The organism is Comamonas sp. BIGb0152 (assembly GCF_024809975.1).
Taxonomy (GTDB): Bacteria; Pseudomonadota; Gammaproteobacteria; order Burkholderiales; family Burkholderiaceae_C; genus Comamonas.
The window spans coordinates 618,947-642,189 of sequence record NZ_JANUDY010000001.1 but is presented as its reverse complement, the minus strand read 5'-3'; the positions used below and the strand labels follow the sequence as shown (position 1 = coordinate 642,189).

At 61.0% G+C, this 23,243-nt stretch carries 20 protein-coding genes; 16 read left to right on the top strand and 4 right to left on the bottom strand.

Going from position 1 to position 23,243, the window contains the following annotated elements; translation table 11 throughout:
• Window positions 1–4: 4 nt before the first annotated feature.
• Entirely contained in the window at window positions 5–739 is a 735-nt protein-coding gene (gene yihA / locus M2375_RS02870) for a ribosome biogenesis GTP-binding protein YihA/YsxC (protein ID WP_259163800.1), read from the bottom strand.
• Window positions 740–822: 83 nt separating this feature from the next.
• On the opposite strand from yihA, the gene M2375_RS02865 reads away from it, so the two are divergent.
• From M2375_RS02865 to ccsB, 3 genes are all read left to right on the top strand, one after another.
• Window positions 823–1,455: a cytochrome c gene (locus tag M2375_RS02865; RefSeq protein ID WP_259163799.1), complete on the top strand. Its 633-nt coding sequence runs from the start codon at window positions 823–825 to the stop codon at window positions 1,453–1,455.
• A 256-nt stretch (window positions 1,456–1,711) separates the two neighbouring features.
• Complete coding sequence (locus M2375_RS02860; RefSeq protein ID WP_259163798.1) at window positions 1,712–3,847, top strand: cytochrome c biogenesis protein ResB; 2,136 nt, start codon at window positions 1,712–1,714, stop codon at window positions 3,845–3,847.
• Complete coding sequence (gene ccsB / locus M2375_RS02855; RefSeq protein ID WP_259163797.1) at window positions 3,844–5,217, top strand: c-type cytochrome biogenesis protein CcsB; 1,374 nt, start codon at window positions 3,844–3,846, stop codon at window positions 5,215–5,217. The genes M2375_RS02860 and ccsB overlap by 4 nt, the downstream gene beginning before the upstream one ends.
• Window positions 5,218–5,236: 19 nt before the next feature.
• Here the strand turns inward: ccsB and M2375_RS02850 are convergent, their stop codons facing one another.
• Both M2375_RS02850 and M2375_RS02845 read right to left on the bottom strand, forming a co-directional pair.
• A complete protein-coding gene (locus M2375_RS02850; RefSeq protein ID WP_259163796.1) occupies window positions 5,237–6,046 on the bottom strand; it encodes an MBL fold metallo-hydrolase in 810 nt (269 codons plus the stop codon).
• A gap of 212 nt (window positions 6,047–6,258) precedes the next feature.
• Window positions 6,259–6,474, bottom strand: coding sequence for an LPS translocon maturation chaperone LptM (locus M2375_RS02845; RefSeq protein ID WP_259163795.1), 216 nt, complete (start codon window positions 6,472–6,474; stop codon window positions 6,259–6,261).
• A 12-nt stretch (window positions 6,475–6,486) separates the two neighbouring features.
• Here M2375_RS02845 and cyaY point away from each other — a divergent pair, with 12 nt between their 5' ends.
• Complete coding sequence (gene cyaY, locus M2375_RS02840; protein ID WP_259163794.1) at window positions 6,487–6,816, top strand: iron donor protein CyaY; 330 nt, start codon at window positions 6,487–6,489, stop codon at window positions 6,814–6,816.
• A gap of 75 nt (window positions 6,817–6,891) precedes the next feature.
• On the opposite strand, the gene M2375_RS02835 is transcribed toward cyaY, so the two are convergent.
• The gene (locus M2375_RS02835; protein ID WP_259163792.1) at window positions 6,892–9,288 is read right to left on the bottom strand and encodes a penicillin-binding protein 1A; all 2,397 of its coding nucleotides are present in this window, start codon (window positions 9,286–9,288) and stop codon (window positions 6,892–6,894) included.
• Window positions 9,289–9,549: 261 nt separating this feature from the next.
• Between M2375_RS02835 and M2375_RS02830 the strand changes: the two genes are divergently transcribed.
• From M2375_RS02830 to M2375_RS02775, 12 genes are all read left to right on the top strand, one after another.
• Window positions 9,550–10,629: a pilus assembly protein PilM gene (locus M2375_RS02830; protein ID WP_259163791.1), complete on the top strand. Its 1,080-nt coding sequence runs from the start codon at window positions 9,550–9,552 to the stop codon at window positions 10,627–10,629.
• Entirely contained in the window at window positions 10,626–11,228 is a 603-nt protein-coding gene (locus M2375_RS02825; RefSeq protein ID WP_259163790.1) for a PilN domain-containing protein, read from the top strand. Before M2375_RS02830 ends, M2375_RS02825 begins: the two co-directional genes overlap by 4 nt.
• 8 nt (window positions 11,229–11,236) lie before the next feature.
• Window positions 11,237–11,911 (top strand): type 4a pilus biogenesis protein PilO, encoded by a 675-nt coding sequence (locus M2375_RS02820; RefSeq protein WP_259163789.1) that lies wholly within the window; start codon window positions 11,237–11,239, stop codon window positions 11,909–11,911.
• 8 nt (window positions 11,912–11,919) lie between these two features.
• Entirely contained in the window at window positions 11,920–12,465 is a 546-nt protein-coding gene (locus M2375_RS02815; protein ID WP_259163788.1) for a pilus assembly protein PilP, read from the top strand.
• Window positions 12,462–14,579: a type IV pilus secretin family protein gene (gene pilQ, locus M2375_RS02810; protein ID WP_259163787.1), complete on the top strand. Its 2,118-nt coding sequence runs from the start codon at window positions 12,462–12,464 to the stop codon at window positions 14,577–14,579. Before M2375_RS02815 ends, pilQ begins: the two co-directional genes overlap by 4 nt.
• Before the next feature lie 20 nt (window positions 14,580–14,599).
• Window positions 14,600–16,141 carry an Ig domain-containing protein gene (locus tag M2375_RS02805; protein WP_259163786.1) on the top strand — a complete coding sequence of 514 codons (1,542 nt, stop codon included), beginning with the start codon at window positions 14,600–14,602 and terminating at the stop codon, window positions 16,139–16,141.
• Window positions 16,142–16,255: 114 nt separating this feature from the next.
• Window positions 16,256–16,825: a shikimate kinase gene (locus M2375_RS02800; RefSeq protein WP_259163785.1), complete on the top strand. Its 570-nt coding sequence runs from the start codon at window positions 16,256–16,258 to the stop codon at window positions 16,823–16,825.
• Between the two features lie 40 nt (window positions 16,826–16,865).
• Entirely contained in the window at window positions 16,866–17,975 is a 1,110-nt protein-coding gene (aroB, locus tag M2375_RS02795; RefSeq protein WP_259163784.1) for a 3-dehydroquinate synthase, read from the top strand.
• A gap of 25 nt (window positions 17,976–18,000) precedes the next feature.
• Window positions 18,001–19,200, top strand: coding sequence for a deoxyguanosinetriphosphate triphosphohydrolase (locus M2375_RS02790; protein ID WP_259163966.1), 1,200 nt, complete (start codon window positions 18,001–18,003; stop codon window positions 19,198–19,200).
• Window positions 19,201–19,449: 249 nt separating this feature from the next.
• Window positions 19,450–20,082: a DUF1415 domain-containing protein gene (locus tag M2375_RS02785; protein ID WP_259163783.1), complete on the top strand. Its 633-nt coding sequence runs from the start codon at window positions 19,450–19,452 to the stop codon at window positions 20,080–20,082.
• Window positions 20,083–20,087: 5 nt separating this feature from the next.
• Window positions 20,088–20,981 carry an SAM-dependent methyltransferase gene (locus M2375_RS02780; protein WP_259163781.1) on the top strand — a complete coding sequence of 298 codons (894 nt, stop codon included), beginning with the start codon at window positions 20,088–20,090 and terminating at the stop codon, window positions 20,979–20,981.
• Between the two features lie 146 nt (window positions 20,982–21,127).
• Entirely contained in the window at window positions 21,128–23,161 is a 2,034-nt protein-coding gene (locus tag M2375_RS02775) for a PhoX family phosphatase (RefSeq protein ID WP_259163779.1), read from the top strand.
• The last annotated feature ends 82 nt before the right edge of the window (window positions 23,162–23,243 follow it).

The window sequence follows — 23,243 nt, the reverse complement described above, 5'->3', positions numbered from 1 at the left end:
CGGTTTATTGTTCGTCCGAAGCGGCTTCCGGCGCTGCAGGCGCAGCCTCGGGGCTGGTCAGGCCTTCAGGGTGCGACCACTGCCACAGCAGCTGGGCCACCTGGTCCACGTTCTGCTTCTTTAACGCGCTGAACAGCATCACCTCGCCGCCGCCGGCGTTGAGCTTGGTGATGGACAGGATCTTGGCCTGCTCGACGCGGGTCAGCTTGTCGGCCTTGGTGAGCAGAATCAAGAACTTCAGACCTTGCTCCACCCGGGGGCGGATGATGTCGAGCAAGGCCTCATCCAACTCGGTCAGGCCCAGGCGCGGGTCGCAGAGCAGCACAATGCCGGTCAGGCTTTGGCGGCTGACCAGGTAGTTCACCATCACCTGCTGCCAGCGCTTCTTGTCCTCGCGCGACACGGCGGCATAGCCGTAGCCAGGCAAATCGGCCAGTACGGCATCGGTCACGCCCTTTTTGCCCAATGAGAACAGGTTGATGTGCTGGGTGCGGCCGGGCCTTTTGGAGGCAAAGGCCAGCTGGTTCTGCTGGGTGAGGGTATTGATCGAGGTGGACTTGCCCGCATTGGAGCGGCCGACAAAGGCAAACTCAGGCACATCGACGACGGGCAATTGGTGCAGCTGTGCAGCGGTGGTCAGAAAGCGGGCGGTGTGCATCCAGCCCATAGCCGCCTTGCCATCGATACCAGGGCTTGGCGTGTCTGCAACGGCTTGGGGGGTACTAGGTGTTGTCGTCATGTGCATTTGAATCTATCTAAGGCATCATTGTAGAATCCGGCCGGTTTGGCCTTATACCTATAAACCAGACAAAGACCCACGATATGAAGTTGATCGCCCCTTTGCTGACAACGGCTGTACTGGCTTTTTCTTCTTTTTCTGTGTATTCGGCGACCGATGCGCCTGCCCGGTCGGCCAAGCCGGACCTGGTCAAGGGCGAGGCCAGCTACACCGCTGTATGCGTGGCCTGCCACAACGCAGACGGCAATGCCTCGATCGCCATCAACCCCAAATTGTCTCAGCAGCACCCCGAGTATTTGCTCAAGCAGCTGCAGGAGTTCAAGTCCGGCAAGCGCAAGGACCCGGTGATGCAGGGTATGGTGGCGGGGCTGTCGGATGCCGACATGCTTAATATCTCGGCCTGGTTGGCCAGCAAACCGGGCAAGCTGGGTTTTGCCAAGGACAAGGACACCGTGGCACTGGGTGAGCGCATCTACCGGGGGGGTCTGCCAGATCGCCAGATCGCTGCCTGCGCGGGCTGCCACAGCCCCAATGGTGCCGGCATTCCCGCCCAATACCCGCGCTTGGCCGGCCAGAACGCCGACTACGTCAGCAAGACCTTGCATGATTTCCGCGATGGCAAACGCGGCAACAGCTTGCAGATGACGGGCGTGACCGCGAAGATGAACGACAAAGAGATCAAGGCAGTGTCGGACTATATTGCGGGGCTGCGCTAAGCCAAGGCTCTTGTTGTGGGGCCTTTTTCCTGGCCTTTCCTCACCTCTTGGCCTTTCCTGGCGGTCTGCGTGCCGTCCGCCCAAGCCATGTCATTGAGCGGGTTGCGGGGCATTGGCCTGAGTCTGGGGCTATCCCTGGTCCTGCAGACTAAACTTAGGCGTCCTGCGAACTTGTGTCCCGGTACTGACTCCATGGGATGCGGACGGGCAGCGCAGCAGCGGTCTTGCCCCTGCTTTTCACCGATAGCGTCGTACCATGTCTGAATCCTCCCCCCCGCAAACGCAGCTACAGCCCCAACTGGCCACCCGGGCCGTTTACGAGATGCTGTCGTCGATGCGCTTTGCCATTGCGCTGCTGTCCATCATCTGCATTGCATCGGTCATTGGCACGGTATTGCGCCAGCATGAGCCGGCCGTCAACTATGTCAACCAGTTCGGCCCTTTCTGGGCCCAGCTGTTCCTGTCCCTCAAGCTCAATGCGGTCTACAGCGCCTGGTGGTTCTTGCTGATTCTGGCGTTTTTGGTGACCAGCACCAGCCTGTGCATTGCCAAACATGCACCCAAGTACCTGGCGGATTTGCGCCAGTACAAGGAAAACCTGCGCGTGCAGAGCCTGCAGGCCTTCCACCACCAGGCCAGCGCCCACCTGGCAGAAACCCCGGCGCAAGCAGCCCAGCGGCTAGGGGCACAACTGGCCGGCAGTGGCTGGAAGGTGCGCTTGCAAGAGCGCAGCGATGGCTGGATGGTGGCGGCCAAGGCCGGCGCGGCCCACAAGATTGGCTACCTGGCGGCGCACAGCGCCATTGTGCTGATCTGCCTGGGGGGCCTGCTCGATGGTGACTTGATCGTGCGCGCACAAATGCTGCTGGGCGGAAAAACCACCTTCAGCGGAGGCGGCATGTTGGCGGATGTGCCCGAGCAGCATCGCTTGCCGGCCAGCAACCCGACGTTTCGCGGCAACCTGATCGTGACCGAAGGCGCGCAATCGGGCACGGCCATCCTCAACCAATCGGACGGCATCTTGCTGCAGGACCTGCCGTTCTCGGTGGAGTTGAAGAAATTCATTGTCGAGTACTACTCCACGGGGATGCCCAGGCTGTTTGCCAGCGAGGTGGTGTTGCATGACAAGAAGACCGGGGCCTCCGTGGAAAAGCGCATCGAGGTCAACCATCCCGCCAGCTACCAGGGCATCGAGATCTACCAATCGAGCTTTGAGGATGGCGGCTCGCGCCTGCAGCTGCGTGCCGTGCCCCTGGTGGTCGGCATGAAGAGCTTTGAGGTGCAGGGCGAAGTAGGTGCTTCCACGCAAATCAAGCTGGGCGAGGGCCAGCCGCCGCTGGAGATGGAGTTCACCGGCCTGCGCACCATCAATGTGGAAAACATGGGTGGCAACCCGGGTGATGCGGCGCAAGGCGCTACCGATGTGCGCAAGGTGGATCTGAGATCCAGCCTGGAAAACCACCTGGGCGCTGGCAACAAGGTGATCACGCCCCGCGACCTGCGCAATGTGGGCCCCAGCGTGAGCTACAAGCTGCGCGATGCCTCTGGCCAGGCGCGCGAGTTCAACAACTACATGCTGCCCGTGGACATGGGCGATGGCCAGCCGGTCTACCTCTGGGGCGTGCGCGAGACCTTGGCCGACCAGTTCCGCTACCTGCGTATTCCCGCCGATGAGCAGTCGAGCTACCGGGGCTTTTTGCGCTTGAAGGCCGCGCTGCAGACACCTGCGATGCGCGAGCGGGCGGTGCAGCAGTATGTGGAAGGTGCCGTCGAGGCGGGCCGCCCGGCGCTGCGCGAACAGCTCTATGCCTCAGCCCTCAAGGCCTTGGTGATTTTTGCCGGTGACGGGCAGCCGGGTGCAGACAAGGTCACCGGCTTGCAGGCGATTTCAGCCTTCATGGAGCAAAATGTGCCGGAGGCTGAAAGGGCCAAGGCAGGCGAGGTGCTGGTGCGCATCCTGAACGGGGTGCTGTTTGAGCTGATGCAGGTGGCGCGGGCCGATGACGGCCTGGCGCCGCTGGAGCCCAACGAGCAGACGCAGCGCTTCATGACCCAGTCGGTGCTGTCGCTCAGCGATGCACTGCTGTACCCGGAGCCCCTGGTGTTTGAGCTGACCCAGTTTGACCAGGTGCAGGCCAGCGTGTTCCAGGTGGCCAAGGCCCCGGGCAAGCTGGTCGTCTACTTGGGCTGTCTGTTTTTGATCTTGGGGGTGTTTGCCATGCTCTATGTGCGCGACCGGCGCCTGTGGGTTTGGCTGGCGCCACGCGCCGATGGCAGTGCCGATGCACGCATGGCCTTGTCCACCAACCGCCGCACCCTGGATGTGGACCGCGATTTTGACGACCTGAGCCAAAAGCTTCTGGGCGCGAGCCCTAGCGGAGAACAACGATGAATACTGCGTCAACCAACCTGCAGCCGGGCCCAGCGGGCACCGTGGTCCAGACGGTGGAACTCAATCCGGGTTATTTCAGCAGCCGTTCGGTGCTGGATTGGCTGTTTGCGATCGCGCTGGCCATTGGCGGCGGTGTTGCGCTGTTTCTGTATGGCCACCACATGGATGGCTATGAAAAAGGCATCCTGATCGCCTCGGTGCCATTTTTCATCTGGCTGGGCTGGTTTTGGCGGCCGCTGCAGCTATTGATGGTGGTGGTGGCGGCGCTCTCGCTGGTGGCCATTGGGCTGTACCGGGTGGATGGCGCGGGCCAGATTGCGCGCTCTGAGACAGTGTTTGGCCTCAAGTACTTTCTCTCCAGCCAGTCGGCCATTTTGTGGATGAGCCTGCTGTTCTTCATGAGCACGGTGTTTTACTGGATCGGCCTGCTCTCCAAGGGCGAAGGCTCTGCGTTGTCGGTGGTGGGCAGCCGCCTGACCTGGCTGGCCATTGTGATGGCTCTGGTGGGCACGATGGCGCGCTGGTACGAGAGCTATCTGATGGGCCCGGACATTGGCCATATCCCCGTCAGCAACCTCTATGAAGTGTTTGTGCTGTTTGCCTGGATGACGGCGCTGTTTTACCTGTACTTTGAAGCGCACTACCAGACCCGCGCGCTGGGCGGCTTTGTGATGCTGGTGGTCAGTGCCTCGGTCGGCTTTTTGCTGTGGTACACCGTGGCGCGCCAGGCCCATGAGATCCAGCCGCTGGTGCCCGCGCTGCAAAGCTGGTGGATGAAACTGCATGTGCCGGCCAATTTTGTCGGCTACGGCACCTTTGCGCTGGCTGCGATGGTGGCGCTGGCCTACCTGCTCAAGGCCGCCACGCAGCGCGCACTATGGATCGGCCTGGTGCTCCTGCCCATGCTGGTGCTGGTGCTGCCTTTGGTGGCTTTTCGCATCTGGGGCGATGAGAGCCTCTACCCCTCACTGGACAAGACCTTGCGCATGGCCTTGCCGCTGGAGCTGTTCTTTGGGCTGATGATCGTGCTGCGCAGCTGGATCAACCGGGGCACGCCGCGTCTGCAGATCATGGACGACCTGATGTACAAGGCCATTGCGGTGGGCTTTGCCTTTTTCACCATTGCCACCGTGCTGGGCGCGCTGTGGGCGGCCGAGGCCTGGGGCGGCTACTGGAGCTGGGACCCCAAGGAGACCTGGGCGCTGATCGTGTGGCTGAACTATGCCGCCTGGTTGCATATGCGCCTGGTCAAGGGCCTGCGCGGCACGGTCTCTGCCTGGTGGGCGCTGGTGGGTCTGGTGGTGACGACCTTCGCCTTCCTCGGGGTGAATATGTTCCTGTCAGGCTTGCACAGCTACGGCACCTTGTAAATGGCGCCCGGGGTCTGCGTCACTGAGGGCGTTGCGGCACCGGGGAGATTGGCTGCTGGGGCAGCCGGTAGTTTTGGTTGTCCATCAGATCGATACCGCACATCAGGTGGTCGAGCCAATCAAAGAACTGGGCAATGGCCGGCCCCATGATGGGGGCGCCGTGCTGGGGGACGATCAGCGAAATATCCAGCTGCCGCGCCATCGCTACCCACAGGCGCAGCACCTTGTTGGAGACCATATAGCGCCGGTGAAAGCCCTCCATGCGCGCCATGTGCGGGGCCAGGTCGGTCACCGGCGTGCGGGCGATATAGCCGTCGGTCATCGATACGCCCAGGTCCCCGGTGAAGAGGATGCGGCTGATCGGGTCGTAGAAATGGAAGTTGCCCTCGGCATGCAGAAAATGGGCGGGTAAGATATGCAGATGGCTTTGGCCCAGGGGCAAAATGCCGCCGGCATCATGCACAGGAATGACCCGGTTCTCCGTTTTGCCGACCTTGGTGAAATGCGGCACAAAGCGCTCCCATACGCGCGAGATGACCAAGGAGGCTCGGGTGGAGGTGAGCCAGCGGTCCAGCGAGGCGATGATGTCCGGGTCGGCATGGGACGCTATCAAGTAGGACAGCTTGTGCGGCGAGAAATAGCGCACCATGCCCATGTACAGCTCATTGAAGGCGAGGTTGCCGCCTGGGTCGATGATGGCGCCGGTGCCATGGTCGACAATCAAGAACTGGTTGGCCTGCACGGCCTGCGCATCCTCTTCCACCAGGTCGGTGAACATCAGACAAGCGTGCTGCTCATCACGGTACAGTTCCACAGGTTCCAACGCCATCGCTTACGCCCACTTATCAATTGCAACGGGCGTGACTGTAACGGGGTGTAGTGGGCTGGACCTTGAGATGGATCAAGGATGCGGGCTGGTGGCCCGCACAGCGCATACAGCGGGCGCTGGCGCTGGCGCTGGGCCCCGCTGCAGCGCCCTTGGCCAAGGGCATGAACGCGGATCGCGGGAGACCGCGTTTCGCGCGCAGGCCCAGGCGGGCACTAGGGTTTGGCCGGCTGCATCACGGGGGAGGGCTGGAGCTGAGGCTCAGGCCGGTCTGGCGCGCTGGGGTCCAAGGTTTGTGGCAATGTTGCCCGGTTGGCGGCAGCAGGCTCGGTTGGCAGGTACAGCGGCCCGCGCTGGCCGCAAGCGGCCAAGAGTGCCGCACCGGTGGCAAGGACAATGGTCCTGCATACAATTTGGTAAATACTCCACATTGAAGCATTGTAATGAACGAACTCGAATACCTGGATGCGGCAGAAAAACTCTTGCTAGCGGTTGAGCAAACCTGCGACCGCATCAACGATGACACCGATGCCGACATTGACGCCCAGCGCGTGGGTGGCTTGCTGACCTTGGTTTTTGCCAACCGCAGCCAGATCATTGTCAATCTGCAGCCGCCCCTGCATGAGGTATGGCTGGCAGCCAAATCCGGTGGCTACCACTACAAATGGGACGGCAGCGTATGGCGCGATACCAAGACGGGCAATGATTTCTTCGCCGACCTGACCCGGGACGCCAGTGTCCAGTCCGGTTTGGCGCTGGTCTTTCGCGCCTGAGGCGAGTTTGCCCATGTAAAAAGGCCAGTCCGTAGCGAATACGGGCTGGCCTTTTGTCTTGGTGCGGGCGCTGTGTCAGTTGCGGAACAGATCCAGAATCTTGTTGCGCTCTTCGGCATTGGGTGGCGGCACCATGGTACCTGCCGTGGATGCGGGTGAATCCAGGCCCAGGTTGGGAGCGCTGCGTGCGTACTCTTCGTAATACCAGTCGCCGCCTTGGTTGACGAGGCCGCTGGGCGGCGTCATCTGGGCCACCGGCACGCCTTTGAGGGCATGCTGCATGTAGTTGATCCAGATAGGCAGGCTCAGGCCGCCCCCATATTCGCGCGCGCCCAGGCTGCGTGGGTTGTCATAGCCCATCCAGACGACTGCCGCATTGGTGGGCTGAAAGCCGGCAAACCAGGCGTCGACAGAGTCATTGGTGGTGCCGGTCTTGCCATAAATGTCCGGGCGTTTGAGTTGGGCCTGGGCCTTGGCGGCCGTGCCGTAGCGGGCCACATCTTGCAGCAGGGAGTCCATGATGAAGGCATTGCGGGCGTCGATGGCGCGGGGCAGGTCTTCCACACTTGGCGGCGTGAATTCAGACAGCACATTGCCTCGGTGGTCGGTGATCTTCGCAATCAGATAGGGATTGACCCGGTGCCCGCCGTTGGCGAACACCGAATAGCCGGCCACCATCTGCATCGGGGTGACCGAGCCTGCGCCCAAGGCCATGGGCAGGTAGGGCGGCTGCTTGTCGGCATCAAAGCCGAACTTGGTGACCCACTCTTGCGCCTTTTTCGGGCCGACGGACTGCATCACGCGGATGGTCACCAGGTTTTTGGAGCGCGCCAGTGCCTGGCGCATGGTCATCGGGCCATCAAAGCGGCCGTCGGAGTTTTTGGGCTCCCAGGGTTGTTGGCCCGCCGAGCCCGGAAAGCTCAAGGGTGCGTCGTTGATGACGGTTGTGGGCGAGAAGCCCTTCTCCAGGGCCGCAGAGTAGATAAAGGGCTTGAAGCTGGAGCCCGGCTGGCGCCAGGCCTGGGTGACATGGTTGAACTTGTTCTTGTCAAAATCGAAACCACCGACCAGCGCCTTGATCGCGCCACTGCGGGGATCAAGTGAGACAAAAGCGCCTTCGACCTCGGGCAGCTGGGTCAGCTCCCAGGTTTTCTTGGCGGTCTCCATGATGCGCACCACGGCACCGGGGCGCAGCTTGGTGTTGGGCGGGGCTTTGTCGCTCAAGCCCGACTGCACGGGTTTGAGGCCATCGCCACTAATGCTGATCGGGTCACCGTCAGCCCGGATGACCACCACCTTGCGTGCACTCGCCTCCAGCACAACGGCGGACAGGATGTTGCCGTTGTCGGGGTGCTGGGCCAGCACCTCGTCAATCGCCTCATCGCGTTCCTGTCCAGCAGCGGGCAGGCTGATGAACTTCTCGGGGCCACGGTAATGTTGGCGCTTTTCGTAGTCCATGATGCCTTTGCGCAGTGCATCGTAGGCGGTCTCCTGGTCGCTGGCGATCAAGGTGGTGTAGACATTCAGGCCGCGGGTGTAGGCCTCGCTGCCGTACTGCGCAAAGATCAGCTGGCGTGCCATCTCGGCCACATATTCGGCATGAACTCGGTTGTCTGCATAGCTGGAGCGGATCTTCAAAGGCTCTTCGCGCGCCTGGCTGGCCTGGGCCGGTGTGATGAACCGGTTCTCTTCCATGCGGTCAATGATGTAGAGCTGGCGGATGCGGGCGCGCTTGGGGTTGCTGATCGGGTTGTAGGCCGAGGGTGCCTTGGGCAGGCCGGCGAGCATGGCCGCTTCCGCCACGGTGACATCCTTGAGCGGCTTGCCGAAGTAGGTCTCGGACGCGGCGGAGAAACCATAGGCCCGGTTGCCCAGGTAGATCTGGTTCATGTAGATTTCCAGGATCTGGTTCTTGCTCAGTGCATGCTCCAGCTTCAAGGTCAGCAGAATCTCGTATATCTTGCGGGTATAGGTTTTTTCAGACGACAGATAAACGTTCCGGGCCACCTGCATCGTGATCGTGGAGGCGCCCTGGGCCTTTTCGCGCCCCAGGTTGGCAAGCAGGGCACGCGCCATGCCCTTGTAGTCCACGCCGCTGTGCTCAAAGAAACGCGTGTCCTCGATGGCCAGCACCGCATCGACCATCACTTTGGGGATTTCGTTGATGGGCGTCAAATTGCGGCGTTCTTCGCCAAATTCCCCCAGCAACGCGCCTTCGGACGAGTAGACTCGCATCGGCAGCTTGGGGCGGTAGTCGGCCAGCTCGGAGACATCGGGCAGGTTGGGGTAGGCCATGGCCAAGCCCACGGCAACCACGGCAGCACCCGCAATCGCAGCGGCGACGAGCAGGGCCAGCAGCCAGCCAAAGAATTTCAGCGCCTTGTTGGCGAAGCTGGATGGCTGGGCTTGCTTGGGCTGCTTGGCGGGAGATTTTTCAGGCGTTCTGCGTGAAATCGGAGCGTCTGGATTCATAGGGTCAGACCGTCGAGATGAGCTTGCATAAGCGGGGGATGCTATCACGCAGCTGCTGACCGTGTGGAAAGCGCCTGCTTTGAATTAGCTTGTGACAAACGTCATGCAGCGCCCAATGTATCCCTTGTATCGTATTGTTTTGACAACGAATTGGGACTAGCAGCAGGCGGTTCTTTGCTGCGCGACTATCTTGCTGATAGCATTCATAGGGGGTGTTAAGTTTTGTAGCTCAATATAGAGCAAATTAGGGAGGAGCCCATCTTGGTCTCAATGGGATCTTTGTTCCGACGCCAGCCGCCTAGCCTGCTTGGGATAGATGTGAGCGCGTCGAGCATCAAGTTGGTTGAATTGGGGAGGAGTGGCAGTGGTCAATATGTGGTTGAACGCTGTGCACAAGAGCTGCTGGAGCCTGGCTGGGTGACTGAGTCGGGCATCGAACGCTTTGATGAGGTGGCCGATTCTTTGCGCCGTCTGGTCAAAAAAAGCGGTACGCGCACCAAACAAGCAGCGCTGGCTTTGCCGCTTTCTGCCGTGATTCAGAAGAAAATCGTGCTTCCATCTGGGCTTTCGGAGCTCGAGATGGAGTTTCAAGTTGAATCAGAAGCTAACCAATACATACCATTTTCCCTCGATGAGGTGAATCTGGATTTTTATGTCATTGGCCCATCCGCCAATTCGGTGGGTGATGTGGATGTTCTGATCGCCGCAGCACGCAAGGAAACGGTGCAGGACCGCCAAGGTTTGGCTGAAGCGGCAGGCCTCAAGCCGGTGGTGCTGGAGATCGAGTCCAATGCCACCGCGCTGGCCGCCAGACGCCTGATCGGCAATATGCCCAGCAAGGGCAAGGATGCCTTCATTGCCATTTTTGAAATCGGTGGCAGTGCCTCTTTCTTGCAGATCATCCATAACAACCAGGTGATCTACGAGCGTGACCAGTCTTTCAATGGTGGTCAACTCACGCAGATGATCATGCGCCAGTACGGCTTCTCGCAAGAAGAAGCCGAGCAGAAAAAACGGGGCAACGACCTGCCTGGCGACTACAAGCAAGTCGTTCTCAAGCCCTTTGTGGAAAGCATCGGGCAGGAGATCAACCGCGCTTTGCAGTTCTTCTTTACCAGCACGCCACACAACCGCATTGACCATATTTTGCTGGCAGGCGGCTCGGCCGTGCTGAGCGGTTTGACAGATGCGGTGATTGACGCGACCGGTTTTGCGGCGTCTGCCGCCAACCCGTTTGAGGACATGGTGATGGATGCGGCGGTGCGCTCGCGCAGCAAGAGCAAGGACTTCACCACCTACCTGACGGCCTGTGGTCTGGCGCTGCGGAGGTATGCCGCATGATCTTGATCAACCTGCTGCCGCACCGCGAGGTGGCGCGCAAGAAGCGCAAAGAGAGTTTCCAGGCATCGATGGTGGCCGCTGCCCTGGTGGGTGCCGTGGTCTGTGGTGCCGTTTACATGTTTTACCAGTACAAGATCGATCTGCAAGGCGAGCGCAATGCGCTGCTGAACCGTGAGATCAAGGCCCTGGATGTGAAGATCGCCGATGTGGCCAAGATTGATGCGGAAATTGCCGCACTCAAGGCCCGGCAGAAGGCCGTGGAGGACCTCCAGTCCGACCGCAATCTGCCCGTGCATTTGCTCAATGAGCTGGTGCTGCAGTTGCCCGACGGTGTTTATATCGAAAGCCTCAAGCAGCAAGAGCAGACAGTGCAGATCCAGGGCATTGCGCAATCGAACGAGCGCGTCTCCGAATTGCTCAACAGCCTGGCGACCAAGACGCCTTGGCTGTCCAAGCCCGAGCTGGTCGAAGTGGTGGGTACCACCACCCAGGTCAATGCCAAGGAAAGAAAGCGGGTTGCCGGCTTTAACCTGCGCTTTGGCCTGGTGCGCTCCAGCGATGTGGAGCAGGCCAATAACGCTCAGGGTCTGAAAAAGTAAGGGCGATCATGGCTACAAAAAAAAATATCCAAGCGGGAGAGGCGTTGAAGAGCTTTCAGCGCCAGTTTCAAAACCTCGATCCCAAGGACCCCTCCGTATGGCCGGCCGCACCTCGTGCGGTCTTGTTGCTGTTCATTGCGGCCTTGGTGATTGGCCTGGGCTGGTATGCCTACCTGAGCAATTTTGAGGACGAGTTGACCGCCTCGCAGGCCCAAGAGCTCAAACTCAAGGAAGACTACAAGACCCGTTTGCGCAAGGCCGTCAACCTCGATGCGCTGCGCAAGCAGCGCGAGCAGGTGCTGCAGTACGTGACCCAGCTGGAAAAGCAGTTGCCCAGCAAGGCGGAGATGGCAGCGCTGCTGTCCGATATCAACCAGGCAGGCATTGGCCGCAGCCTGCAGTTTGACCTGTTCAAGCCAGGGCAGACGGTGGTCAGGGACTACTATGCCGAGTTGCCCATTACCTTGAAGGTGAATGGCAAGTACCACGATATCGGTTTCTTTGCGGCTGACGTCGCCAATCTCTCGCGCATTGTGACCCTGAACAATATCGCGCTGGCACCCGCCAACAAGGACAGCGCCACCTTGGCGCTGAACGCCACGGCCAGAACCTTCCGCTATTTGGATCCGCAAGAGCTCCAAGAGCAGCAAGCTGCGAAGTCCAAACAAAAAGGGAAGAAGTAGGGTGGGATATGCATACATTGTCTAAATGGATAGGCGCTGCGCTGGCGCTATCGCTGCTGACGGCTTGTAGTGACGAGGGCGATAACCTGCAGCAGTGGATGCAGCAGGAGCAGGCCAGCACCCGACCCGCGGTCAAGCCCATTACCGCCCCCAAGGAATTTGTGCCGCAAGGCTACCTGGCCAGTGCCACGTTGGACCCGTTCAGCAAGGAGCGGCTGGCGGCGTTGCTGGGCGGGAGCGCTAGTGCACCCGCCACCATCTCGGATGCACTGGTGGCACCCGAGCGTGCCCGGCGCAAAGAACAGCTCGAGTCGCTTCCTCTGGACACCATCTCGATGGTGGGCTTCTTGAGAAAAGGTTCGCAGGATGTGGCCCTGGTCAAGGCCGATAGCCTGATCTACCAAGTCAGCAAGGGCATGTACATGGGCCAGAACTACGGAAAGATAAAAAGCATCAGCGACAGCGCGATCACCCTGCGTGAGATCGTGCAGGACGGCGTAGGTGAATGGATAGAGAGAGATGCAGTGCTTGAGCTGCAGGAGGCCAAAAAATGAAGAAATTCAGCGTATTAATACCATTGGTGGCCCTATTGCTGCCATCCTGGGCATCGGCACAGGGGCGGATCAACAAAGTCTCGACCCTCGTGCGTGATGGCGTCGAGCTGGTCAAGATCGAAACCGAAGGCGCACCACTGGTTTTGCCAGAGACCTTCAGCATCCAATCGCCAGCACGCGTGGTGCTCGATCTGCCTGGGTACAAAAGTTCCTTGCCGAACAACCGCCTAGAACTCAACCAGGGTAATTTGCGCTCTTTGAATGTGGTCGAGACAGACACCAAGGCGCGCGTGGTGCTGAACCTCAAGGAAAGCACCACCTACAAGACGGAGATCAGTGGCAGCGATCTGCTAGTGTCCCTGGAGCCCGCCGCCAAGGCAGTGGCCACGGCCAATGCGCAGAACACCCAGTTCGCTGAAGACGGCAATAACTTCTCCCAGCCGCTGTCGGACCTGGATTTCCGCCGTGGCTCCGACGGGGCGGGGCGCCTGGTCATGACCTTGCCCAACAACAAGGTGGGCGTAAACATCTCCAAGCAAGCTGATGGCCTGACCCTGGAGTTGCAGCACACCTTGCTGCCCGAGGCCCTGCGCCGCAAGCTGGATGTGGCTGATTTCGGCACACCGGTCGGCATGATCTCGTCGCGCCAGGCAGGCAGCACTGTGTTTGTGCAGCTGAAAAACACGGGCGAATGGGAACACAGCGCCTACCAGAGCGACAACCAGTTCGTGGTGGAAGTGCGTCAGCGCAAGACGGATCCAAACAAGCTTGGCTCCTCGGGATCGTTTACCGGTGAAAAGCTCTCGCTGAGCTTCCAGAACATCGAGGTGCGCTCGCTGTTGCAGGTGATTGCCGATTTCACCAACTTCAATATTGTTACCTCGGACACCGTCAATGGCGCGCTGACCCTGCGTCTCAAGGATGTTCCCTGGGACCAGGCCTTGCAGATCATTCTGGATGCCAAGGGTCTGGGCATGCGCAAATCCGGCACCGTGCTGTGGATTGCACCCAAGGACGAAATTGACGAGCGCATCCAGAAGGACTTTGATGCGGTCGCCAAGCTTGAAGAGAAAACGCCGCTGCAGACCCAGGCCTACCAGCTGAATTACGCCAAGGCGACTGAGCTGCTCAAGCAAATTACCGCCAGTTCCGGCGGCGGTGGTGGTACGGGCGGTACCCAGAGCCGCTTTCTGACAGCGCGCGGATCGGCCATTGCCGAGCCCCGCACCAACCAGCTGTTTGTGACCGATGTGCCCGCAAAGCTGGAGGAGTTCCGACGCCTGCTGGTGACCTTGGATATTCCTGTGCGCCAGGTGCTGATCGAGGCGCGCATTGTGGAGGCGCGCGATACCTTTGGCCGTGCGCTGGGCGTGCGCTTGGGCGGTGGCGATATGCGCGCCGCCAATGGCGGCGATGGCGGCTACGGCATCGGTGGCGGTAACCGGGTTGGCTTTGGTACCAGCTACGACAATGCCGTCGGAACCACGGGTATGGGTGGTACCAATACCTCGACGGGAAACTTTGTCAATCTGCCTGCGGTGCTGTCCACCGGTGGCGGCAGTGGCTCTTTTGCACTGTCTATTTTCAATTCGGCCGCCAACCGCTTTTTGGCGCTGGAACTGTCAGCGATGGAGGCCGATGGCAAGGGCAAGATTGTCTCCAGCCCCCGCTTGATTACGGCTGACCAGACCAAGGCCCTGATCGAACAAGGTACGGAAATTCCATACCAGAACTCGGCTCAGAATGGCGCGACCACGGTGGAATTCAAAAAGGCGGTGCTGAAGCTTGAGGTGGTGCCCCAGATCACGCCAGAAGGCAGCATCATCCTGGATCTGGATGTCTCCAAGGACTCCCAAGGTGCTAACACTTCTGCGGGTCCTGCAATCGATACCAAGCACATCAAGACCCAGGTCTTGGTGGAAAATGGCGGGACCGTGGTGATTGGCGGTATTTTCGAGCTCTCAGAGACACAGACTACCAATAAAATTCCATTGTTGGGCGATGTACCGGTGCTTGGGAACCTGTTCAAGAGCAATGTTCGAGAATCGGAAAAGCGCGAGATGCTGGTGTTCATCACTCCGAAGATGATTTCAGACCGCGGTGAAATGCGTTAATTAGATAGACAGGGAGAGTTATGAGAAATTTGTTGAAGCCTTTGGTGTTGGTTGCGCCGCTGCTGCTGGCAGCCTGCGGTGGTGGTGGTGGCAGCGGCGGTGAATCGCAGCTGCAGTACAGCATCAAGCTGACGTCTTCCAAGACAGCAGTTCCGGTGAATGTTGCGTCGACTTTGCCCGGATACGGGGGAGACTATTACCCCTACATGTCTACCCTCTACATTCAGGCCAATGCGGGTGGCAATCCAATTCCTAACCAGGAAGATGGAGCCTTTGCCTGCAATATCACATCGGGATTGGACTCTGGAGCGCTTTATTACTTGGATGGCAAGGATGAGCATACGGTGGATGTGCCATCCGGAACCGAAACGATTAAGGTCCCTGGTTCCTATCGCAATATTTCTTTGGGCTCCAATGCTGGGGGGGCATCGTTCCACATCATCTCGCGCGGTATCGCTGGTGATGTCACCGTGCAGTGCAGCGTAACTGATCCGCGCGACAACAAGGTCTACACAGATCGCGCGACCGTCAAGGTGGGTGGTGGTAGCACCGCAACCCCTGCAACGGTCACGTTCACTAACCAGACCGATTACTTGGGCTCGCGTGACAACCTGAATGACATCCCTAATAGCGTGGTGGTGCAGGCTACGGTCAGAAACGACAATAACCAGCCCATCACCAGCACGGGCAATGCCAATCTGCAGGTCAGCATTGTGCCGAATGCTGCATCGGACGGCGCCAAGCTGCTAGCTGGTGGTCAGACTAACAGTGGCTCCATGCAGATCAGCACCGTCAACGGTATTGGTCAGTTCTCGGTTGCCGCCGGCCCAGCATCAGGTTCCTTGCTGCTGCGCTTGACGGTGGATCGTGCTGACAACGATCTGACCAACGGTATCCAGGAACCTATCACCCAATATGCGGTGATTCCGGTGGTGCACGCGATTGCGTCCAGCCCGCTGAGCATTCCTGAATCGGAATTGGCACAGACCGTACAGAACGCTGAACCTTACGTTCATGCGCTGATTGCAGAAGGCGGCGTCGCTCCCTTCCTGTGGTCTACCACGTCGACTCTGCCAACCGGTCTGAGCCTTAACTCGAATGGCCTGATCTCCGGTACGCCGAATGTCAAGGGACCGGGCCAGTACACGGTCGTGCTGAATGTGCGCGATGCCAATGGTGCCGTTGCTCGCCAAACCTTGGTTCTGACTGTCGTAGGCAACCTGCCTGACAATCCAGTAGCCTTTACCATCAACGGCTGCACCGGTTCGTCGACTTCGCCTTGCCCGATCGCCTCTGTAGAAGTGGGTACCTCATACACCTACACCTTCTCTGCCACCGGTGACAATGTGACCTGGGCTCTGGAAGGTGCGCCTGCTTGGCTGCAAGTGGTGGGCCAAGGCTCCACTGGCCGTATCGCTTCGGGGGCTCCACTCACCTGCGCTGATGTCGCTACCTACCGCATGTTTGTGACTGCCAAGAACGCGGCCAATTCGGTGACTCGTGAAGTGACTTTCCGTGTGACCGACACGGTTGGCGCTTGTGTCACCCCTGATCCAAACTGATCGACCATACCCAGACCCCTCCCCGGGTCTAACCAAAAACCTCCGGCAAGCCGGAGGTTTTTTTATGCCCGCCATTGCCGCTATCATGGCAGTCCGTTTTCAGGATGTAGCGCGATGGCACCTTCCTTGTGTTTGATTGGGCTGCCCGGCAGTGGGAAATCCACCATCGGTCGGCAGCTGGCACGCCTTTGGGCTGTGGATTTTGTCGATTCCGACCATGTGATCGAGGCCCAGTTGGGCTGCTCCATCAAGGATTACTTCTCGGCCCATGGGGAGCAGGCCTTCCGGGATGTCGAGGCCCAGGTGATTGCCTCGCTTGCGACTCGGGAGCGGCCCTGCATTCTGTCCACCGGCGGCGGTGCGGTTTTGCGGCCGGAAAACCGCGCGGTGCTGCATGCCCACACGACGGTGTTCTACCTGCAGTCCAGCCCGGAAGACATAGCCCGGCGCCTGCGCAACGATACCGGCCGCCCCTTGCTGCAGGGCGATGACACGCTCAAGCGGCTCAAGGATTTGCTGGCGGTGCGCGCAGCCTTGTACGAGGAGACCGCGCATTACCGCATCGACACCTTGCGCTGCGGCACCGGCCAGGTCATGCGCAAGGTCAGCATGCAGGCCGAGCTGGCAGGCCTGGTGCCACAGGCCGGCCTGGTGGCGGGCCCGTCTTTGGCAACTCCCCGATAATAGGCCGGCGATACCGTATAACTTCCCGACGCAAACACCTGTGACCGACACTGTTCATATTGATCTGGGCGACCGCTCCTACCCCATCTTGATTGCTTCTGGCCTGCTGGCCCAGGCGCAGACCTTTGCCCACTGCCCCAAGGCGGCGCAGGCACTGATCGTCAGCAACGACACGGTGGCACCGTTGTATGCCCGCCAGCTGCAGGCGGCGCTGGCGCCGCACTACCCCAAGGTGGAGCTGGTGGTGCTGCCCGATGGCGAGGCGCACAAGAACTGGACGACCCTGCAAGGCATTTTTGATGCGCTGATGCACAACGGTGCTGATCGCAAGACGGTGCTGTTTGCACTGGGCGGGGGCGTGGTGGGCGATATGACCGGCTTTGCCGCTGCCAGCTTTATGCGCGGTGTGCCTTTTGTGCAGGTGCCCACCACCTTGCTGTCTCAGGTCGATTCATCGGTCGGTGGCAAGACCGGCATCAACCACCCGCTGGGCAAGAACATGATCGGCGCCTTCTACCAGCCGCAGCTGGTGGTCTGTGATCTGGACACCTTCGATACCCTGCCGGCACGCGAGCTGAGCGCTGGGCTGGCCGAAGTCATCAAATACGGGCCCATCGCCGATATGGCCTTTATGGATTGGCTGGAGGCCGAGATGCCCGCGCTGATCGCCGGCGACAAGCGCGCACTGGCCCATGCGGTGCGCCGCAGCTGCGAGATCAAGGCCGATGTGGTCTCCAAGGACGAGCGCGAGGCAGACCTGCGCGCCATCCTAAACTTTGGCCACACCTTTGGCCACGCGATCGAGGCCGGCATGGGCTACGGCGTCTGGCTGCACGGCGAGGGCGTTGGCGCCGGTATGGTGATGGCCGCCGAGCTGTCCCAGCGTCTGGGCCTGGTGGATGCCGCCTTTGTGCAGCGCCTGCGGAACCTGATTGCCCGTGCCGGTTTGCCGGTGCGCGGTGCCATTTTGGATGCCGATGACAATGCCGGCCGCTACCTGGCGCTGATGCGCCATGACAAGAAATCTCAGGCCGGTGCCATCCGCTTTGTGCTGATCGATGGCCCCGGCAAGGCCGTCGTGCGCGAGGCACCCGATGCGCTGGTGCGCGAAGTCATCGACCTCTGCTGCGCCGAGGCAGCGCAGGCCTGAGCGGATGGACCATCCCTTGCCGCTGATGCAACCGGCAGAGCCCCAGCAGATCTGGACCGAGCTGGGCCTTGCGCCCTATGCCTGCTTCTCCCACCGCAGCCAGGGCCGTTTGCATGCGCAAGAAGCCGCGCCCACGCGCAGCGCCTTCCAGCGCGACCGCGACCGGATCGTGCACTCCACCGCATTCCGCCGCCTGGTCTACAAAACCCAGGTGTTTCTCAACCATGAGGGCGACCTGTTCCGCACCCGTCTCACCCACTCGATCGAGGTGGCGCAGCTGGGTCGCTCGGTGGCCCGGGCGCTGCGCATCAATGAGGACCTGACCGAGGCGATTTGCCTCGCCCATGACCTGGGTCATACCCCCTTTGGCCATGCGGGCCAGGATGTGCTCAATGACTGCATGCAGGGTTTTGGCGGCTTTGAGCACAATATGCAGAGCCTGCGTGTGGTCGATACGCTGGAAGAACGCTACCCCGATTACAGCGGGCTGAACCTGTGTTTTGAGACCCGGGAAGGCATCCTCAAGCACTGCTCCGCCCGGCATGCCCGGCAGCTGGAGCAGCGCGAGCCCGGCGGTGTGGGTCAGCGTTTTCTGCTGGGTCGACAGCCCGGCTTGGAAGCCCAGCTGGCCAATCTGGCCGATGAGATCGCCTACAACGCCCACGATGCCGATGATGGCGTGCGCTCAGGCCTCATCAGCCTGGAGCAACTGATGGAGGTGCCCCTGTTTGCCCGCTATGGCAAAGAGGCGCTGGCGGAGTACCCCCAGCTGCAGGAGCCGCAGTGGCGGCGCAAATGGCTGTACGAGACCACGCGCCGCATGCTCAGCGAGCAGATCTACGATGTGATCCGCCACACCAGTGCCGGCCTGCAGGCCGCGCAACCGGCTGACGTCGATGCTGTGCGCCAGCTGCCGGCGCTCGTCGGTTTCAGCAGCGCGATGGCGGCCGAGTCGGCTGAGCTCAAGCGCTTTTTGTTCAAAAACCTGTACCGCCACCCGCAGGTGGTGCAGACCACGGGCCAGGCCAAGGTGGTGGTGCGCGAGCTGTTTGCCATCTACCTGGCCGACCCGGCCCAGATGAAACCGCGCTATGCCGCCCGTGCTGCGGGGCTGGAGCAAGCCCCATGCGCGCGCGTGGTAGCGGACTTCATCGCGGGCATGACCGACCGCTATGCGTTGCGCGAACATGAGCGCCTGACGGGCCAGCGCATTCTGGTGCCTTAGGGCCCCTCTGCAAAACTCCCTGCCCTGGTCTGAACGCGGTTTGGGGCGATGCGCCTGGCTCTTTGCAGCGAGGGCATGGCTTAGCGCAACAGGTGGCGAAGCCGCCCTCGCTACAATAGCTACCCCAGCGTCAGCCTCTGCCGCCCGCGGCCATGTGCCGTCTTGCCGCCTAGCGCCCACCCACCTCTACAGGGTGAAGGCCCGCAGACGCCCACGCTGGCCCCCATAACTCCACCAGAAAGCCCCACGATGAACGATACCCATGCTGCGCCCGCGCCTGCGGATGAGGCCTTGCGCCAGATGGTGATGGCCGACACCGTGAACTGGCTGGAAAAAGCCGTCATTGGCCTGAACCTCTGCCCCTTTGCCAAGGGCGTGCATGTCAAGGACCAGATCCACTATGTGGTGAGCGATGCGCAGGATGCCGAAGCGGTGGCGCATGATCTGCACCGCGAGCTCGAAGCGCTGGCGGAAGCCAACCCGGACAAGCGCGATACCACCTTGCTGATCCTGCCCCAGGCACTGCATGACTTTCTGGATTTCAACGATTTTCTGGAGCTTGCCGACGAGATGATCGATGAGTTGGATTTGGGTGGCATCCTGCAGGTGGCGTCCTTCCATCCGCTGTTCCAGTTTGAGGGCACGACCGTTGATGATGTGACCAACTGCACCAACCGTGCGCCCTATCCGATCTTGCACCTGCTGCGCGAGGACAGCATCGACAAGGCCGTCGAAGCTTTCCCCGAGGCGGATGCGATTTACGAAAAGAACATGGAAACGCTGGGCGCCCTGGGTCTGGAAGGCTGGCTGGATCTGGGCGTGGGCCCGCGCTGCCCCTTTCCGCACCAGGGCGCTGCTGCCAGCGACAAGGCCAAGGAATGAAGACCATGAAAGCACCGCGCGCCGCAGGCCGTAGCGCCACCAAGCCCGCTGCACCAGACGTGGCCCAGCAGCTGGAGCTCAAGCCCGGCCAGTCGATTGAACTGCTCAAGGCCCTGCACATCCTCACGCGCGATGGCAAGCTCAACCAGGATTCGCGCCGCAAGCTCAAGCAGGTCTACCACCTTTACCAGTTCATCGAGCCCTTGCTGACCGAGCTGGGGGCGCAGGACCACCCGGTCAGCCTGGCCGACCATGGCGCCGGCAAGTCCTACCTCGGCTTTATCCTCTACGACCTGTTTTTCAAAAACCTGGGGCGCGGCCATATCTATGGCATCGAAACCCGGGCGCCGCTGGTCGAGGCCTCGCAGCAACTGGCCGCTGACCTGGGTTTTGACCGCATGTCCTTTTTGAACATGTCGGTCGCCGATTCCACCCGGACCGATGCCGTGCCCGATCGCTTTGACGTGGTCACTGCACTGCATGCCTGTGACACGGCGACCGATGACGCCATCGCCTTTGGCCTGGAAAAACGCGCCCGCGCCATGGTGCTGGTGCCCTGCTGCCAGGCCGAGGTGGCGGCATGCCTGCGCCAGAACAAGGCCATGAACCTCGCGCGCACCCCCTTGGCTGAGCTGTGGCGCCACCCCATCCACACCCGCGAAATGGGCAGCCAGATCACCAATGTGCTGCGCTGCCTCTACCTGGAAAGCCAGGGCTACCAGGTGACGGTCACCGAACTGGTCGGCTGGGAGCACAGCATGAAGAACGAACTCATTCTGGCCAAGTACACCGGCCAGAAAAAGCGTGCGGCGGCCGAGCGGCTGCAGCAGCTCTTGCTGGAGTTTGGTTTGGACCAGTCTTTGCAGCACCGCTATCGGCTGGACCCCGTCGCCGCCTGAGGGGGCGTTGCAGGCGCTTTATAGCGCAACAAGGTATCGCTTCCGTGACGATACGGTGACGTCATCGGAGATTCATGGAGCCGTCACTTTCGCTTTCTAGACTGGGCCTTTCCTACGGTGGTCCAACAATCAGGAGAGTCGAAGCGATGAGCAAATCCATATCCGACAAGGTCGTCCGCAACACGGGCGACAACACCCCTTTCAGCACCATTCTCGAAGCGAATATGTCGCGCCGTCTGGTGATGCGTGGCAGCCTGGGCTCGGCCCTGGCGCTGTTTGCCGGTGCCAGCATCTCCGCCTGCGGTGGCGGCAGCGATGGCGACGACGACAAGGCCGTCAAGCTGGGCTTTGCCTCGCTGCCCAACTCGATGACGGATGCCTGCGTGGTGCCCGCCGGCTATGTGGCCTCGGTCATCGGTGCCTGGGGTACGCCGCTCAATGACCAGGCAGCGCCCTGGAGCAATGAAGGCCGTAACACCTCGCAAGACCTGCTGCACTCCACCGGCATGCACCATGACGGCATGCACTACTTCCCGCTGGCCGGCAGCTCCAGCGAAGGCCTGCTGGTGGTCAACCACGAGTACATCGACGAAAAGGCCTTGCACCCCAACGGCCCTACGTCGGTGGATGGCAAGCGCCCCGCAGAAGAAGTGCGCAAGGAAATCAATGCCCATGGCGTCGCCGTCATGCATGTGCGCAAGCAAGGCAGCAAATGGGAGATCATCAACAACTCCCGCTACAACCGCCGCTTCACCTCGGCCACGCCGATGAACCTGTCCGGCCCGGTGGCGGGCACCGACTGGGTCAAGACGCCGTTCTCGACCACCGGCAGCGAGGTGCGCGGCACCAACAACAACTGCGGCAATGGCACCACCCCTTGGGGCACCTACATCACGGCCGAAGAGAACTGGGCCGCCTGCTTTGTCAACACCGGTGAGGTGACTGCCGCGCAAAAGCGCGTGGGCGTGCAGACCAAGGCGGGCCGCTACCAATGGGAGACGGCAGCCGGCGACGCCAGCGAGCAGCAAGGCGAGTTCGCCCGCTTCAACATCACCGCCACGGCCCAGAGCGGCTTGCAGGACTGGCGCAACGAAGTCAATGGCTTTGGCTACCTGGTCGAGATCGATCCCTACGACCCCAGCAGCACAGCCACCAAGCGCACCGCCATGGGCCGCTTTGCCCACGAAGGCGCCGCCTACGGCATTCCAGTGGCGGGCAAGCCGCTGGCTTTTTACAGTGGTGATGATTCGCGTTTTGAGTACATCTACCGCTTTGTGTCCGAAGCATTGTGGGACCCCAAGGATGCCGCGCGCAGCGACCGCATTGCCGTGGGCCACAAGTACCTGGACAAGGGCACCTTGTACGTGGCCCGCTTTGATGCCGAAGGCAAGGGCGAATGGCTGGCGCTGACCCCGGCGACCAAGGGCAAGGACGGCCGCAGCCTGGGCGAGGCCTTTGGCAATATCGACGCCATCTTGATCAACACGCGTGGCGCGGCGGATTTTGTGGGTGCCACGCCGATGGACCGCCCCGAGTGGACCGCCGTGCACCCCAGCAATGGCGATGTCTACCTGACTCTGACCAACAACAGCAGCCGCAATGCCGAGCGCGGCACCAACCCCGCCAATCCGCGCCTGAACAATGTCAACGGCCATATCGTGCGCTGGCACGACGATGCCGGTGCCAACAGCTTCCGCTGGGACATCTTTGTCTTCGGCTCGGACGCCGCAGGCAATGCCGACACCAACCGCTCCGGCCTGACCGAGCGCAACCAGCTGGCCAGCCCCGATGGCATCGCCTTTGATGACCGCGGCATTCTCTGGATCCAGACCGACAACGGCATCGACGGCGGCCGCAACAATGCCGTCGCCAAGGCCACCAATGACCAGATGCTCGCCGTGGTACCGGGCGCGTTGAAGGATGCCAAGGGCACGGGCCCGGTCATCAACGCCAGCAACCAGGCCGAGCTGCGCCGCTTCTTTGTCGGCCCCAACGAGGCCGAGATCACCGGCTTTGCCTACACCCCGGACCACACCAGCATTTTCCTGAACATCCAGCATCCCGTGAACTGGCCCGCCTACGGCACGGCCGATGCCACCCGGGTGCCGGACAGCAAGGTGCGCCCGCGCTCCTCGACGGTGGTGATCCAGAAGGCCGACGGCGGCCCTATCGGGGTCTGATCCTTTAGAGCGCCCCATGGAAAAAGCCGCCGACCCTGGGCATCCAGGATCGGCGGCTTTGTCGTTGGTGGCTGGGACCTGG